The sequence below is a fragment of the Salmonella sp. SG203 genome (assembly GCF_013350575.1).
GTDB lineage: Bacteria > Pseudomonadota > Gammaproteobacteria > Enterobacterales > Enterobacteriaceae > Salmonella > Salmonella enterica.
The window spans coordinates 65,190-78,943 of the sequence record NZ_SNMT01000010.1 but is presented as its reverse complement, the minus strand read 5'-3'; the positions used below and the strand labels follow the sequence as shown (position 1 = coordinate 78,943).

At 54.6% G+C, this 13,754-nt stretch carries 8 protein-coding genes; 4 read left to right on the top strand and 4 right to left on the bottom strand.

Going from position 1 to position 13,754, the window contains the following annotated elements:
• The first annotated feature begins 161 nt into the window (after positions 1–161).
• The gene (yrbL, locus tag HV477_RS15490) at positions 162–794 is read left to right on the top strand and encodes a PhoP regulatory network protein YrbL (RefSeq protein ID WP_079899115.1); all 633 of its coding nucleotides are present in this window, start codon (positions 162–164) and stop codon (positions 792–794) included.
• Between the two features lie 74 nt (positions 795–868).
• Here the strand turns inward: yrbL and mtgA are convergent, their stop codons facing one another.
• The 4 genes from mtgA to HV477_RS15470 form a co-directional block, all read right to left on the bottom strand.
• Positions 869–1,597 (bottom strand): monofunctional biosynthetic peptidoglycan transglycosylase, encoded by a 729-nt coding sequence (gene mtgA, locus HV477_RS15485; RefSeq protein WP_079899114.1) that lies wholly within the window; start codon positions 1,595–1,597, stop codon positions 869–871.
• A complete protein-coding gene (gene elbB / locus HV477_RS15480; protein WP_000719811.1) occupies positions 1,594–2,247 on the bottom strand; it encodes an isoprenoid biosynthesis glyoxalase ElbB in 654 nt (217 codons plus the stop codon). Before elbB ends, mtgA begins: the two co-directional genes overlap by 4 nt.
• A gap of 226 nt (positions 2,248–2,473) precedes the next feature.
• Positions 2,474–4,810 carry an aerobic respiration two-component sensor histidine kinase ArcB gene (arcB, locus tag HV477_RS15475; RefSeq protein WP_000809820.1) on the bottom strand — a complete coding sequence of 779 codons (2,337 nt, stop codon included), beginning with the start codon at positions 4,808–4,810 and terminating at the stop codon, positions 2,474–2,476.
• A gap of 93 nt (positions 4,811–4,903) precedes the next feature.
• On the bottom strand, positions 4,904–5,833 hold the full coding sequence (locus tag HV477_RS15470; RefSeq protein ID WP_001176876.1) for a TIGR01212 family radical SAM protein: 930 nt from the start codon (positions 5,831–5,833) through the stop codon (positions 4,904–4,906).
• A gap of 671 nt (positions 5,834–6,504) precedes the next feature.
• Between HV477_RS15470 and gltB the strand changes: the two genes are divergently transcribed.
• From gltB to HV477_RS15455, 3 genes are all read left to right on the top strand, one after another.
• On the top strand, positions 6,505–10,965 hold the full coding sequence (gene gltB, locus HV477_RS15465) for a glutamate synthase large subunit (RefSeq protein WP_023165834.1): 4,461 nt from the start codon (positions 6,505–6,507) through the stop codon (positions 10,963–10,965).
• A gap of 9 nt (positions 10,966–10,974) precedes the next feature.
• Positions 10,975–12,393: a glutamate synthase subunit GltD gene (gltD, locus tag HV477_RS15460; protein WP_079899113.1), complete on the top strand. Its 1,419-nt coding sequence runs from the start codon at positions 10,975–10,977 to the stop codon at positions 12,391–12,393.
• Between the two features lie 206 nt (positions 12,394–12,599).
• The gene (locus HV477_RS15455; protein ID WP_079899112.1) at positions 12,600–13,703 is read left to right on the top strand and encodes a YhcG family protein; all 1,104 of its coding nucleotides are present in this window, start codon (positions 12,600–12,602) and stop codon (positions 13,701–13,703) included.
• Positions 13,704–13,754: the final 51 nt, after the last annotated feature.

Here is a 13,754-nt window from a genome sequence, read left to right as displayed (position 1 = left end):
CCTCTTGTCCCGCAGCCCCACCCTTTCGTAAGATTTGTACATTTCGTGCGCTTTACCTATGCATAAAAACATTAAGAAAACCTTAAAAAATTTCGTTTAGGTTTTGTTTAAGTTCTTTGTCCATACTAAATTTATGTGAATAAATTTTTCCAGGACTTGCCATGATCCTCTTATCGAAACAGACTCCGCTGGGCGCTGGTCGACATCGTAAATGCTATACGCATCCGGATAATGCCCGGCGTTGCATAAAAGTCATTTACAACCGTGACCACGGCGGTGATAAAGAGATTCGGCGTGAACTGAGCTACTATGCGCATCTGTCCCGCTACCTGACGGACTGGAGCGCTATCCCCCGTTATTACGGCACGGTAGAAACCGATTGCGGCACCGGCTATGTCTACGACATGATTACCGATTTCAACGGCGCGCCCTCTATTACCCTGACCGAGTTCGCCGCGCAATGTCGTTATGAAGAGGATGTCGCTGTCCTGCGGCAGCTACTGAAAAAACTGAAACGTTACCTGCTGGACAACCATATTGTGACGATGTCGCTGAAGCCGCAAAACATCCTGTGCCAGCGTATCAGCGAGTCAGAAGTGATTCCGGTGGTTTGCGACAATCTGGGTGAAAGTACCTTTATCCCGCTGGCGACCTGGTCAACATGGTGCTGTGAACGCAAACTGGAGAGAGTGTGGCAGCGGTTTATCGCCCAGCCTGCGCTGGCCGTTGCCCTGGAGAGGGACGCGCAGCCAAAAGACAAGAAACGGCTGGCGCTTACTTCTCACGAAGCTTAATGGCCTGTGCTTATCAGGCCTGGACGACACAGATCGCAGGCCGGATAAGGCGTTCGCGCCGCCAATCGGCAAAATTAATTAAGCTGGTTGCGCGTCATAAAAGATTCCCCGCCCAGTTGGCGCATCTGGCGCATAATCCACGCCTGCCGGCTACGCACATAGCCGGAAGGCGCATTCGCCTTATAGCGTAACGGATTTGGCAATACCGCCGCCAGCAACGCGGCTTCAGACATACTCAAGCGACTGGCAGGTTTATGAAAATACCGTTGCGCCGCAGCCTCCACGCCGAAAATACCATCGCCAAACTCCGCGATATTCAGATAAACCGTGAGAATGCGCTTTTTGCTCCAGACAGTTTCAATACCCAGCGTTAGCCCGGCCTCCAGACCTTTGCGCAGCCAACTGCGTCCATCCCATAAAAAGAGATTTTTCGCCGTTTGCTGCGAAAGCGTAGAGGCGCCGCGAATACGGCTCTCATTCCGCTCATTATGCGCCAGCGCTTTTTCAATCGCCAGAACATCAAAGCCCCAGTGCTCAGGGAACTTCTGGTCTTCCGCCGCAATTACCGCCAGCCCCATCCACGGCGAGATATCCGCCATACTGACCCAGTCAGAATGCGCCACATAACCAAATTCTCCACTTAGCCAGGCGCTAATCTGCCGTTCCGCCATCACCGCCGAAAAAGGCACCGGAACCACGCTAAACAGCGCAATGCCGCCGCCCCAAAAGACGGCGAGCGCAGCAAGGATACGTAAAAGTAGACGGCGCAAAAACGTTAACGGCGCGATGCGTCGTTTGCTCATTCCGCCAGAACCAGCACGCGCGACACTAATTTATCAATGCCGCTTGCCGCCTGAGCGATATCCTGCGCCAGCATATAGGCAGGGGTGGTCACGACCTTGTTATCCTCGTCCACAACGATATCATCAACCGGGCAAGGTACGTGTTCGGCGCCCATCTCTTCAAGTACTTCAGCGGTATCAATATCCGTCCCTATTGTCAGACGTAGCGGGAAGTCAAAGATTTTCGGCAACATTGCGGGCGCGATACAGATGAATCCCAGCGGCTTGCCGGACTGGTGCATGGCCTTCGCCAGCGCGACGACATCGCTATCCACCCGGCATTCGCTCCCCTGGCTGGCGAAATTACTCAGGTTCTTCGCCGCGCCGAAACCACCGGGCACAATGAGCGCATCCAGTTCCTCTGGCTGCGCCTGGGACAGGGGACGAATATCGCCCCGCGTAATACGCGCCGCCTCAATCAGAACGTTACGCGTTTCCGCCATCGCTTCGCCGGTCAGGTGATTAATAACATCCGCTTGTGGTTTATCCGGCGCGAAGCAGACAGCCTGTGCGCCGCTGCGGGCAATGGCCAACAGCGTCAGAACGGCCTCATGAATTTCGGCGCCGTCATAGACGCCGCATCCGCTGAGCACTACGCCAATTTTTTTCATGGTGAACATCCTCCTGCAACCGACTCAAGCCCATTAATAATTTTGATTAAAATGCTACGCTTCACACATTTAAATGATTCATGTAACAAATCATTTAGGATTTGCTATCTTAACTGCGTGCGGCCTGAAAACAGGACTGCGCCTTTGACATCATCATAATAAGCACGGCGCAGCCACGATTTCCCTGGTGTTGGCGCAGTATTCGCGCACCCCGGTCAAACCGGGGTCATTTTTTTTCCGCGTTTGCCACCCAGGCTTTCAGCACCGCGACATCGTGCTGCCACTCCTGCTTCATCTCTTCAATCCATTCCGCGACATTATCTTCCCAGGCGGGAAGATCCGGCGACTGGATTTGCTGGCCAAGTTGTTGCAGATGACGCAGCCCTACCGAACCGGCGGCGCCTTTAATCTTATGCCCTTCCTCAACGACGCCTTTTTTGTCACGCGCCGTCAGATTGGACTCCAGCACGCTTAAATAGCCAGGCATCATTTTTTCAAACACCGCGAGACCGTCGGTGATCAATTTAGGCCCAACCAACTCGATGTATTGTTCCAGCATCGGGATATCCAGCAGCGCTTGCGCTTTATCGCTCTCTTCAGGCGTCACGGTACTCTCCTCTTTATCGGTGGCATCCCAGAATTTTTTAATCATCGCGGTTAAGGCCGGCACCGACAGCGGCTTACTCAGCACATCGTCCATACCAGCGTCCAGATACTCTTTTTTATCTTTCAGAACGTTAGCCGTAAGCGCTACCAGCGGCGGTAAATCTTCCCGCGTGTGGCGACGGGTCAGTTCTCTGGCAATATCCAGCCCCGTCATATCCGGTAGCTGAATATCCAGTAAGACCAGGTCGTATTCGCCCGGCGCGAACATCTCCAGCGCCGCCTTGCCGGTCATCGCGACATCCACGCTGTTCCCCAGTTTTTCCAGTACCGAACGCGCCACAATCACGTTCAGTTCAATATCTTCGACCAGCAGAACATGCAGCGCGGGCAGCGGCATGTCGTCTTCATCAAAGGCGTCCTCCACCTCTTCCGCCACCGCTGGCGCATGAACCGTTAGCGTAAAGGTCGATCCTTTGCCCGGCAGACTGGAAACGGTAATATCGCCGCCCATATTTTTCGCCAGCCGACGGGAGACCGCCAGCCCGATACCGGTACCCGTTGCCGGTTTGCCGCCGTTACTGTCTTTCACCTGATAATACATGGCGAAAATTTTATCCTGCTCATCCTGCGGAATGCCGATCCCGGAATCTTCCACTTCAAAGTGCAGCATGTCGCCTTCATCATAGCGCGCCCGTACCGTCACCTGGCCCTGCTGAGTAAACTTCACCGCATTGCTGATCAAATTCCACAAAATCTGGCGCAGACGCGTTCCGTCGGTAATGACTTTGTGCGGCAACGGCAGCGTCGGCTCAAGCACAAAACGTAGCCCTTTTTGCTGCGCCTGCAAACCGGAAAGGTTTTCCAGATCGGCCATAAAGCTGGTGAAATCAACCGGCTGGTTATCAAGCTGAACCTTACGCCGCTCCATCTTATCCATGTCAATGATATCATTGAAAATATTGCCTAACGTCACGGCGGAGACATGGATTGTCTTAAGGTATTTTTCCTGTTCGGCGGTGAGATCGGTATCCAGCAGGATGCGGCTTAAACCGACGATGCCGTTAAGCGGGGTGCGCAGCTCATGACTGATGGTAGAGATAAACGTGGTCTTGTCGCGGCTGGCGCGCTCCAGCGCGTCCTGATAACGCTTACGTTCGGTAATATCACGACCAAATCCCATCAGGCCATGACGTTTACCGACACGGTCATAATAAGGCACTTTACGAATTTCAAAGCAGGCCTTTCGTCCGTCCGGATAATCCAGCCACTGTTCGTAGGTCAGGGAGACGTTATGGCGGAATACTTTTTCATCGGTTTCAATGACTTTCTCCGCCGCTTCAGGAGAGTACACATCTTCCGGCTTCAAATGCACCAGCTGTTTTTCGCTCTTGCCGGTTAGCAATTCCATTGCGCGGTTACAGCCGGAAAACTCTTTATCCTCATTACGATAAAAAACCAAATCCGGCGAGGCGTCCAGAAAGGAGCGCAGAAAAGAGGATTGCTGTTCTAGCTGGATTTGCGCTTCTTCACGCTCTTTAATTTCTACTTTTAGCTGTTCAAATGTCTCTTGCAGCTCCGCTTCCGCTTTTTCGCGATCGGCAATTTCCTGATTAAGCTGGGCAATATTGTCCTTCAACTGTACGTTAAGCTTGAGATCGCGCTCGCGCATCTCCTCCAGCTTTTGCACCAGACGCGACAGTCGCTGCCTTGACTCTTCCAGTTGTTCAACAACAACGGATAAGAAATAGACCGCCCAGGGCGTAATTAACAGGCCAAAAAAGATGGAACGAATAACGTCGATACTTTCAACCTGACCATGCAGCACCATGGTCACCGCCATCTGCACGACAATCGCCAGCACCACCAATGCCAACGCCAGGAGCATGGAAAAGCGCACCAGACCCAATTTCATCATCAGGTCGACATAGTATTGCGCCAGCATACGAATTTGCTTCATAGAGGATTCCTTCACCACAACTTCGCACATAATACCCAATTATGGGAACCGCGTTGAATATTGTGCGAAATATGCGTAGCGCCCCTCATCACGCTACGCTACAGGTGGTATCCAGGGACGGGCCAGCGCAGAGCCCTGTACGCCATGCTCATTCAGGTATTTGTCCAGCTCAACCATCCCCGTCCAGCGATTCTCGCACCACAGCGGGGCAAGCAGCGTCGGACGGCGAGCGCTGGCTGAAATTCGGTGATAAATTACCTCCGGCGGCGTATGACGAATCATCTCACCTGCCGTTAGCGTGTAGTCGTCCAGTTCGATGCCGTTCAGCCGCCCCGCTTCCCAGGCTTTGGCCATCGTACTGCCTTTCACAATATGCAGCGGATGCAGTTTAATACCGTCAACGCCCGTCTCCACCACACGCTCCATGGTTTGCAGGCATTCACTCTGGCCTTCGCCCGGCAGCCCCACAATCAGATGCGCGCACACTTTCAGCCCGCGCTCCCGGGCAATCCGGGTGGTACGCTGATAGCAGGCGAAGTCATGCCCGCGGTTAATTCGGTGCAGGGTTTCATCGTGCGCGGTTTGCAATCCCAGTTCCAGCCATACCTCGTAGCCTTGATCTTTATATTCACACAGTAAATCTACTACTGCCTGCGGGACACAATCCGGACGCGTACCGACGCATAACCCGACGATACTGGCCTGGCTGACCGCCTGTTGATACATGGAACGCAGCACCTGCACTTCCGCAAAGGTGCTGGTGTAGGCCTGGAAATAGGCCAGATAACGTTTAGCGCGGTTCACCAGATGCGCCTGATGCGCAAGCTGCTCGGCAATCGAATGATGCTGCTGCGCCTCATCGGCAAAAGAGGCGACATTACAGAAGGTGCAACCGCCACGCCCGATGGTGCCGTCGCGGTTAGGGCAGCTAAAACCGCCATGAAGCGTCAGCTTATGAACCTTTTGCCCATACCGACGTAAAAGATCCCCACCAAACATATTGACTAATTTCTGTAACTGCATAATCTGATAGACCGCCTCTTAAAAAGAGGCCAAAGCCTGCCATTTTTAGTCTCCTTTGGCGATGACCTGGATCAATCGTCCCGGAAGGCTTTTATCCATTGCATAATCAAGCAAAATAAACGATATTTCATTCATAATCCCGCTGATGATTTTTCCTGATATTCCCCTCTTTTTTCAGCGTTTGCTGGGTCATCGATAAAAACAGTAGCATTCAATACTGCTCACGCTTAAAACAGCATAAAATGCCAATATTTTTGAAAAAGCAAGGTCAGATAATGCCTGGCGAGCGGCTCTTATAGTGAGACAGATCACAGGCTTTCTGCCGCTCCGTATTAGCAGCCCTTCTATAAAAAACCTTTTAATTTCAACAGATTCAAAAAGTTATCTGTGCTACAGCACACTTTTGCATAAATCAGTTTGCCATTTGACCTGGGTGTGGATTCCCGATAAGTTGGGGATCCGCTGGAAGCTTTCTGGATGAGCCGTCTGCTCATCATATTTATGCAGTAATTGAGATTCCCTCTTAACCGTATTTACCAATGCGCAAAGGACACAAAGAGGGCGAATGCGAGGTAAGCGTATGATGCGCCAGCCCCGTCGCCATGCTCTTGCTGTGCCCGCGCGCCGTCGGTTGGGAGAGCGTCCCGTAGAGCCTGGGGAGGTTCACTGATATGTTGTACGATAAATCCCTTGAGAAGGATAACTGTGGTTTCGGCCTGATCGCCCACATAGAAGGCGAACCTAGCCACAAGGTAGTGCGTACCGCCATACACGCGCTGGCCCGGATGCAGCACCGTGGCGCGATCCTTGCCGACGGTAAAACCGGCGACGGTTGCGGCTTGCTGTTACAAAAACCTGACCGTTTCTTTCGCATCGTGGCCGAAGAGCGCGGCTGGCGCTTAGCCAAAAACTACGCCGTCGGGATGATCTTTTTGAATAAAGATCCTGAACTGGCCGCCGCGTCACGCCATATTGTCGAAGAAGAATTACAGCAGGAAACCCTGTCGATTGTCGGCTGGCGCGATGTGCCAACCAATGAAGGCGTGCTCGGTGAAATCGCCCTCTCCTCCCTGCCGCGTATTGAGCAGATTTTTGTCAACGCTCCGGCGGGCTGGCGTCCGCGCGATATGGAACGCCGCCTGTTTATCGCCCGCCGACGCATTGAAAAACGCCTGCAGAACGACAAAGATTTCTACGTATGCAGCCTGTCGAACCTGGTCAACATTTATAAAGGTCTGTGTATGCCGGCGGATCTGCCGCGCTTCTACCTGGATCTTGCGGATCTGCGTCTGGAATCGGCCATCTGCCTGTTCCACCAGCGCTTTTCCACTAACACCGTGCCACGTTGGCCGCTGGCGCAGCCGTTCCGCTACCTGGCGCATAACGGCGAGATTAACACCATCACCGGCAACCGCCAGTGGGCGCGCGCCCGTACCTATAAATTCCAGACGCCGCTGATCCCGGACTTACAGTCCGCTGCGCCGTTTGTTAACGAAACCGGTTCGGATTCCAGCTCGCTGGACAATATGCTGGAACTGCTGCTGGCAGGCGGGATGGACATCATCCGCGCCATGCGCCTGTTGGTGCCGCCCGCCTGGCAGAACAACCCCGATATGGACCAGGATCTGCGCGCCTTCTTTGACTTTAACTCCATGCATATGGAGCCGTGGGACGGTCCGGCAGGCATCGTGATGTCCGACGGGCGCTTCGCCGCCTGTAACCTTGACCGTAACGGCCTGCGCCCGGCACGCTATGTCATTACCAAAGATAAGCTGATCACCTGCGCCTCCGAAGTCGGTATCTGGGACTATCAGCCGGATGAAGTGGTCGAGAAAGGCCGCGTCGGCCCAGGCGAGCTGATGGTGATCGACACCCGCGGCGGACGTATTCTGCATTCCGCGGAAACCGATGACGATCTGAAAAGCCGCCATCCGTATAAAGCGTGGATGGAAAAGAATGTCCGCCGTCTGGTGCCGTTTGAAGAGTTGCCAGATGAAGAAGTCGGTAGCCGCGAACTGGACGATGACCTGCTCGCCAGCTATCAAAAACAGTTTAACTACAGCGCCGAAGAGCTGGACTCGGTTATCCGCGTGTTGGGCGAAAACGGCCAGGAAGCCGTCGGTTCAATGGGCGACGATACCCCCTTTGCCGTGCTCTCCAGCCAGCCGCGTATTATTTACGACTACTTCCGCCAGCAGTTCGCGCAGGTCACTAACCCGCCTATCGACCCGCTGCGTGAAGCGCACGTCATGTCGCTCGCCACCAGCATCGGTCGCGAAATGAACGTCTTCTGCGAAGCGGAAGGTCAGGCCCATCGCCTGAGTTTTAAATCGCCAATTCTGCTGTACTCCGATTTCAAACAGCTCACTACCATGAGCGAGCATCACTACCGCGCCGACTGGCTTGACATTACCTTTGATGTCACCGAAACCACACTGGACGCGACGGTTAAAGCGCTGTGCGATAAAGCGGAACAGATGGTGCGTAACGGCACCGTGCTGCTGGTCCTCTCGGATCGCAATATCGGTAAGAATCGCCTGCCGGTCCCCGCGCCGATGGCGGTGGGCGCGGTGCAGACTCGTCTGGTAGAACAAAGCCTGCGCTGCGACGCCAACATCATCGTAGAAACCGGAAGCGCCCGCGATCCGCATCACTTTGCGGTACTGCTCGGCTTTGGCGCAACGGCTATCTATCCGTACCTGGCCTACGAAACGCTGGGGCGTCTGATTGATACCCAGGCCATCGCCAAAAACTACCGTACCGTGATGCAGAACTACCGTAACGGCATCAACAAGGGGCTGTACAAGATTATGTCCAAAATGGGCATTTCGACCATTGCCTCTTACCGCTGCTCCAAACTGTTTGAAGCGGTCGGACTGCACGATGATGTGGTAAACCTGTGCTTCCAGGGCGTGGTCAGCCGTATCGGCGGCGCGAGCTTTGATGACTTCCAGCAGGATCTGCTGAATCTCTCCAAACGCGCCTGGCTGGCGCGCAAACCCATTAGCCCGGGCGGCCTGCTGAAGTACGTCCACGGCGGCGAATATCACGCCTATAACCCGGATGTCGTGCGTACCCTGCAACAGGCGGTACAGAGCGGCGAGTACAGCGATTATCAGGAATACGCCAAACTGGTCAATGAGCGTCCGGCGGCAACGCTGCGCGATCTGCTGGCGATACATCCAGACGGCGAGGCGGTGACTATCGACGAGGTTGAGCCCGCCAGTGAGCTGTTTAAACGCTTTGATACCGCAGCCATGTCTATCGGCGCATTAAGTCCGGAAGCGCACGAAGCGCTGGCGGAAGCGATGAACAGCCTCGGCGGCAACTCCAACTCCGGCGAAGGCGGCGAAGACCCGGCGCGCTACGGCACCAATAAAGTGTCGCGTATCAAGCAGGTGGCCTCCGGTCGCTTTGGCGTGACGCCGGCCTACCTGGTCAATGCCGATGTGATTCAGATTAAAGTCGCGCAGGGCGCGAAACCGGGCGAAGGCGGTCAGTTGCCGGGGGATAAAGTCACTCCGTATATCGCTAAACTGCGCTATTCAGTGCCGGGCGTGACGCTGATCTCCCCGCCGCCGCACCACGATATCTACTCTATCGAGGACTTAGCGCAGCTCATTTTCGATCTCAAGCAGGTCAACCCTAAGGCGATGATCTCCGTGAAGCTGGTGTCCGAACCGGGCGTCGGCACCATCGCGACCGGCGTGGCGAAAGCCTATGCGGATCTGATCACCATCGCTGGCTACGACGGCGGTACCGGCGCCAGCCCGCTCTCTTCGGTGAAATATGCGGGCTGTCCGTGGGAACTCGGACTTGTTGAAACCCAGCAGGCGCTGGTCGCCAACGGTCTGCGTCACAAGATTCGTCTGCAGGTGGACGGCGGTCTGAAAACCGGCGTCGACATCATTAAAGCGGCGATTCTCGGTGCGGAAAGTTTCGGCTTCGGCACCGGTCCGATGGTGGCGCTGGGCTGTAAATACCTGCGCATCTGCCATCTGAACAACTGTGCAACCGGCGTAGCGACGCAGGATGAAAAACTGCGTAAGAACCACTATCACGGCCTGCCGTTCAAAGTAACCAACTACTTTGAATTTATCGCCCGCGAAGTGCGCGAGCTGATGGCTTCGCTTGGCGTGACCCGCCTGGTGGATTTGATTGGCCGCACCGACCTGCTGAAAGAGCTGGAGGGCTTCACCGCTAAACAGCAGAAGCTGGCGCTGTCTCGTCTACTGGAAACCGCTGAACCTCATCCGGGTAAAGCGCTGTACTGCACCGAGAATAACCCGCCGTTTGATAACGGCGTGCTGAATGCGCAACTGTTGCAGCAGGCGAAACCGTTTGTCGATGCGCGCCAGAGCAAAACCTTCTGGTTCGACATCCGCAACACCGATCGTTCCGTCGGCGCGTCGCTTTCCGGCTACATCGCACAGACCCACGGCGATCAGGGGCTGGCTTCCGATCCGATTAAAGCGCACTTCAGCGGTACCGCAGGCCAGAGCTTTGGCGTGTGGAACGCGGGCGGCGTAGAGTTATATCTGACTGGCGATGCCAACGACTATGTCGGTAAAGGTATGGCAGGCGGTTTGATCGCCATCAGACCACCGGTAGGTTCCGCCTTCCTCAGTCATAAAGCCAGCATCATCGGCAACACCTGCCTGTATGGAGCGACCGGTGGCCGTCTGTACGCGGCGGGGCGCGCGGGCGAACGTTTCGGCGTGCGTAACTCCGGGGCGATTACCGTAGTAGAGGGCATCGGAGACAACGGCTGTGAATACATGACCGGCGGCATCGTCTGCGTGTTGGGTAAAACCGGCGTTAACTTCGGCGCGGGGATGACCGGCGGCTTCGCCTATGTGCTGGACGAAGATGGCGAATTCCGTAAACGCGTGAACCCGGAACTGGTAGAAGTACTGGACGTTGATTCGCTGGCTATCCACGAAGAGCATCTGCGCGGCCTGATCACCGAGCACGTGCAGCATACTGGTTCGCAACGCGGCGAAGAGATCCTGTCCAGGTGGTCAAGCTTCTCAACCCAATTCGCGTTAGTTAAGCCCAAGTCCAGCGATGTCAAAGCCCTGTTGGGCCACCGTAGTCGTAGTGCGGCAGAATTGCGCGTGCAGGCGCAGTAAGGAATTGAAATGAGCCAGAATGTTTATCAATTTATCGACCTGCAGCGCGTTGATCCGCCGAAGAAACCGCTGAAGATCCGTAAGATCGAGTTTATTGAAATCTACGAACCGTTTTCTGAAGGTCAGGCGAAAGCCCAGGCGGATCGCTGTTTGTCCTGCGGGAATCCCTACTGCGAGTGGAAATGTCCGGTACATAACTACATCCCGAACTGGCTGAAACTGGCTAACGAAGGGCGTATTTTTGAGGCGGCTGAGCTATCGCACCAGACCAACACCCTGCCGGAAGTGTGTGGCCGCGTCTGCCCGCAGGACCGCCTGTGCGAAGGCTCCTGTACGCTGCACGATGAGTTCGGCGCAGTGACCATCGGTAACATTGAGCGCTATATCAACGATAAAGCGTTTGAGATGGGCTGGCGCCCGGATATGACCGGCGTACGCCAGACGGACAAACGGGTAGCGATAATCGGCGCAGGTCCGGCAGGGCTGGCGTGCGCCGACGTGCTGACCCGCAACGGCGTGAAGGCGGTGGTCTTTGATCGCCATCCGGAAATCGGTGGTCTGCTGACCTTCGGTATCCCGGCCTTCAAGCTGGAGAAAGAAGTCATGACCCGCCGCCGTGAGATCTTCACCGGCATGGGTATTGAGTTCAAACTTAATACCGAAGTGGGTCGCGACGTCGAACTTGACGAGCTGTTGAAAGAGTACGACGCGGTGTTCCTTGGCGTCGGCACCTATCAGTCAATGCGCGGCGGGCTGGAAAATGAAAATGCGGACGGCGTATTCGACGCTCTGCCGTTCCTGATCGCCAATACGAAGCAGATCATGGGGTTTGGCGAAACCAGCGACGAACCATATGTCAGCATGGAAGGAAAGCGCGTGGTGGTGCTGGGCGGCGGCGATACCGCAATGGACTGCGTACGTACCTCCATTCGTCAGGGTGCAACGCACGTAACCTGTGCTTATCGTCGTGATGAAGAGAACATGCCGGGCTCCAGACGCGAAGTGAAGAACGCGCGCGAGGAAGGTGTCGAGTTTCAGTTTAACGTTCAACCGCTGGGCATTGAAGTCAATGCCAACGGCAAAGTGAGCGGCGTAAAAATGGTGCGCACTGAAATGGGCGAACCGGATGCCAAAGGCCGTCGGCGGGCAGAGATCGTCGCCGGTTCCGAGCATGTGGTTCCGGCTGATGCGGTGGTGATGGCGTTTGGTTTTCGTCCACACAGCATGGAATGGCTGGCGAAACACAGCGTGGAACTGGACTCGCAGGGACGAATTATCGCGCCGGAACGCAGCGATAATGCTTTCCAGACCAGCAACCCGAAAATCTTCGCCGGTGGCGACATCGTGCGCGGTTCCGATCTGGTGGTGACGGCGATTGCGGAAGGCCGTAAAGCGGCTGACGGGATTATGAACTACCTCGAAGTATAACCCTTCCGGCTCCCCGCTTACTGCCTTGGCTGATGGCTGGGGAGCCGATATTCCTCTCCTCAATATCTCTCCTGCCGATTCTGGAAACCCGCTCGTAAATCGAGATGTAATGCCATGTAAAATCCGTTCATAGATTGATCCGTTTACGCCTGAAGCGTATTGATAGCGTTCTAATTTCACAATGAAACTATCACGTAAGGGACGACATGACGAATCCAACTTTAGCGCCACAGTCTGATGAATATCAGCAAATCCATGACGGTATTATTCGTCTGGTCGATACGGCACGTACCGAGACCGTGCGCAGCATCAATGCCATTATGACTGCCACCTACTGGGAAATTGGCCGACGCATTGTCGAATTTGAACAGGGAGGAGAAGCGCGAGCGGCCTATGGTACTCAGCTTATCGAACGATTATCGGTAGATTTAAGTCAGCGCTATAAGCGCGGTTTTTCCACCAGAAACCTATGGCAAATTCGTACATTTTATCTTTGTTTTCAACATATTGAAATTCCGCAGACACTGTCTGCGGAATTTTCAAATCTCATACCGCTCGCCAAAACATTCCCTCTTCCCTGGTCAGCGTATGTCCGCCTCTTGTCGGTAAAAAATCCCGATGCCCGCACTTTTTACGAGAAAGAGACGCTACGTAACGGCTGGTCAGTTAGGCAGCTCGATCGGCAAATCGCCACTCAGTTTTACGAACGAACGCTACTGTCCCACGACAAATCCGCCATGTTGCAGCAGCCCGCACCCGCCGAGCCAAACGTTTTGCCGGAGCAAGCCATACGCGACCCGTTCATTCTGGAATTTCTTAACCTGAAGGACGAGTATTCCGAATCAGATCTCGAAGACGCGCTGCTCAGCCACCTGATGGACTTTATGCTGGAGCTCGGTGACGATTTTGCTTTTGTTGGCCGCCAACGCCGACTACGCATAGACGATAGCTGGTTCCGCGTCGATCTGCTGTTCTTCCATCGTCGCTTGCGCTGCCTGTTGCTCGTTGACCTGAAGGTAGGCAAATTCGGTTATGCGGATGCCGGGCAGATGAATATGTACCTGAACTATGCCAAAGAGCACTGGACAATGCCCGGGGAAAACCCGCCAGTCGGCCTGGTTTTGTGCGCAGGGAAAGGCGCGGGGGAAGCGCATTACGCGCTGACTGGCCTGCCAAACACCATCATGGCGAGCAAATACAAAGTGCAGTTGCCCGACGAAAAATTACTCACAGACGAACTTATTCGTTCGCAAACCATGCTGGAAACTCAACTCACACGCGGTGGTTCACTGACAACGGAGAAAAACTAGCGAACCATTAATTCCATGAATAATTATCAAAAAAATATCATACGAAAACGT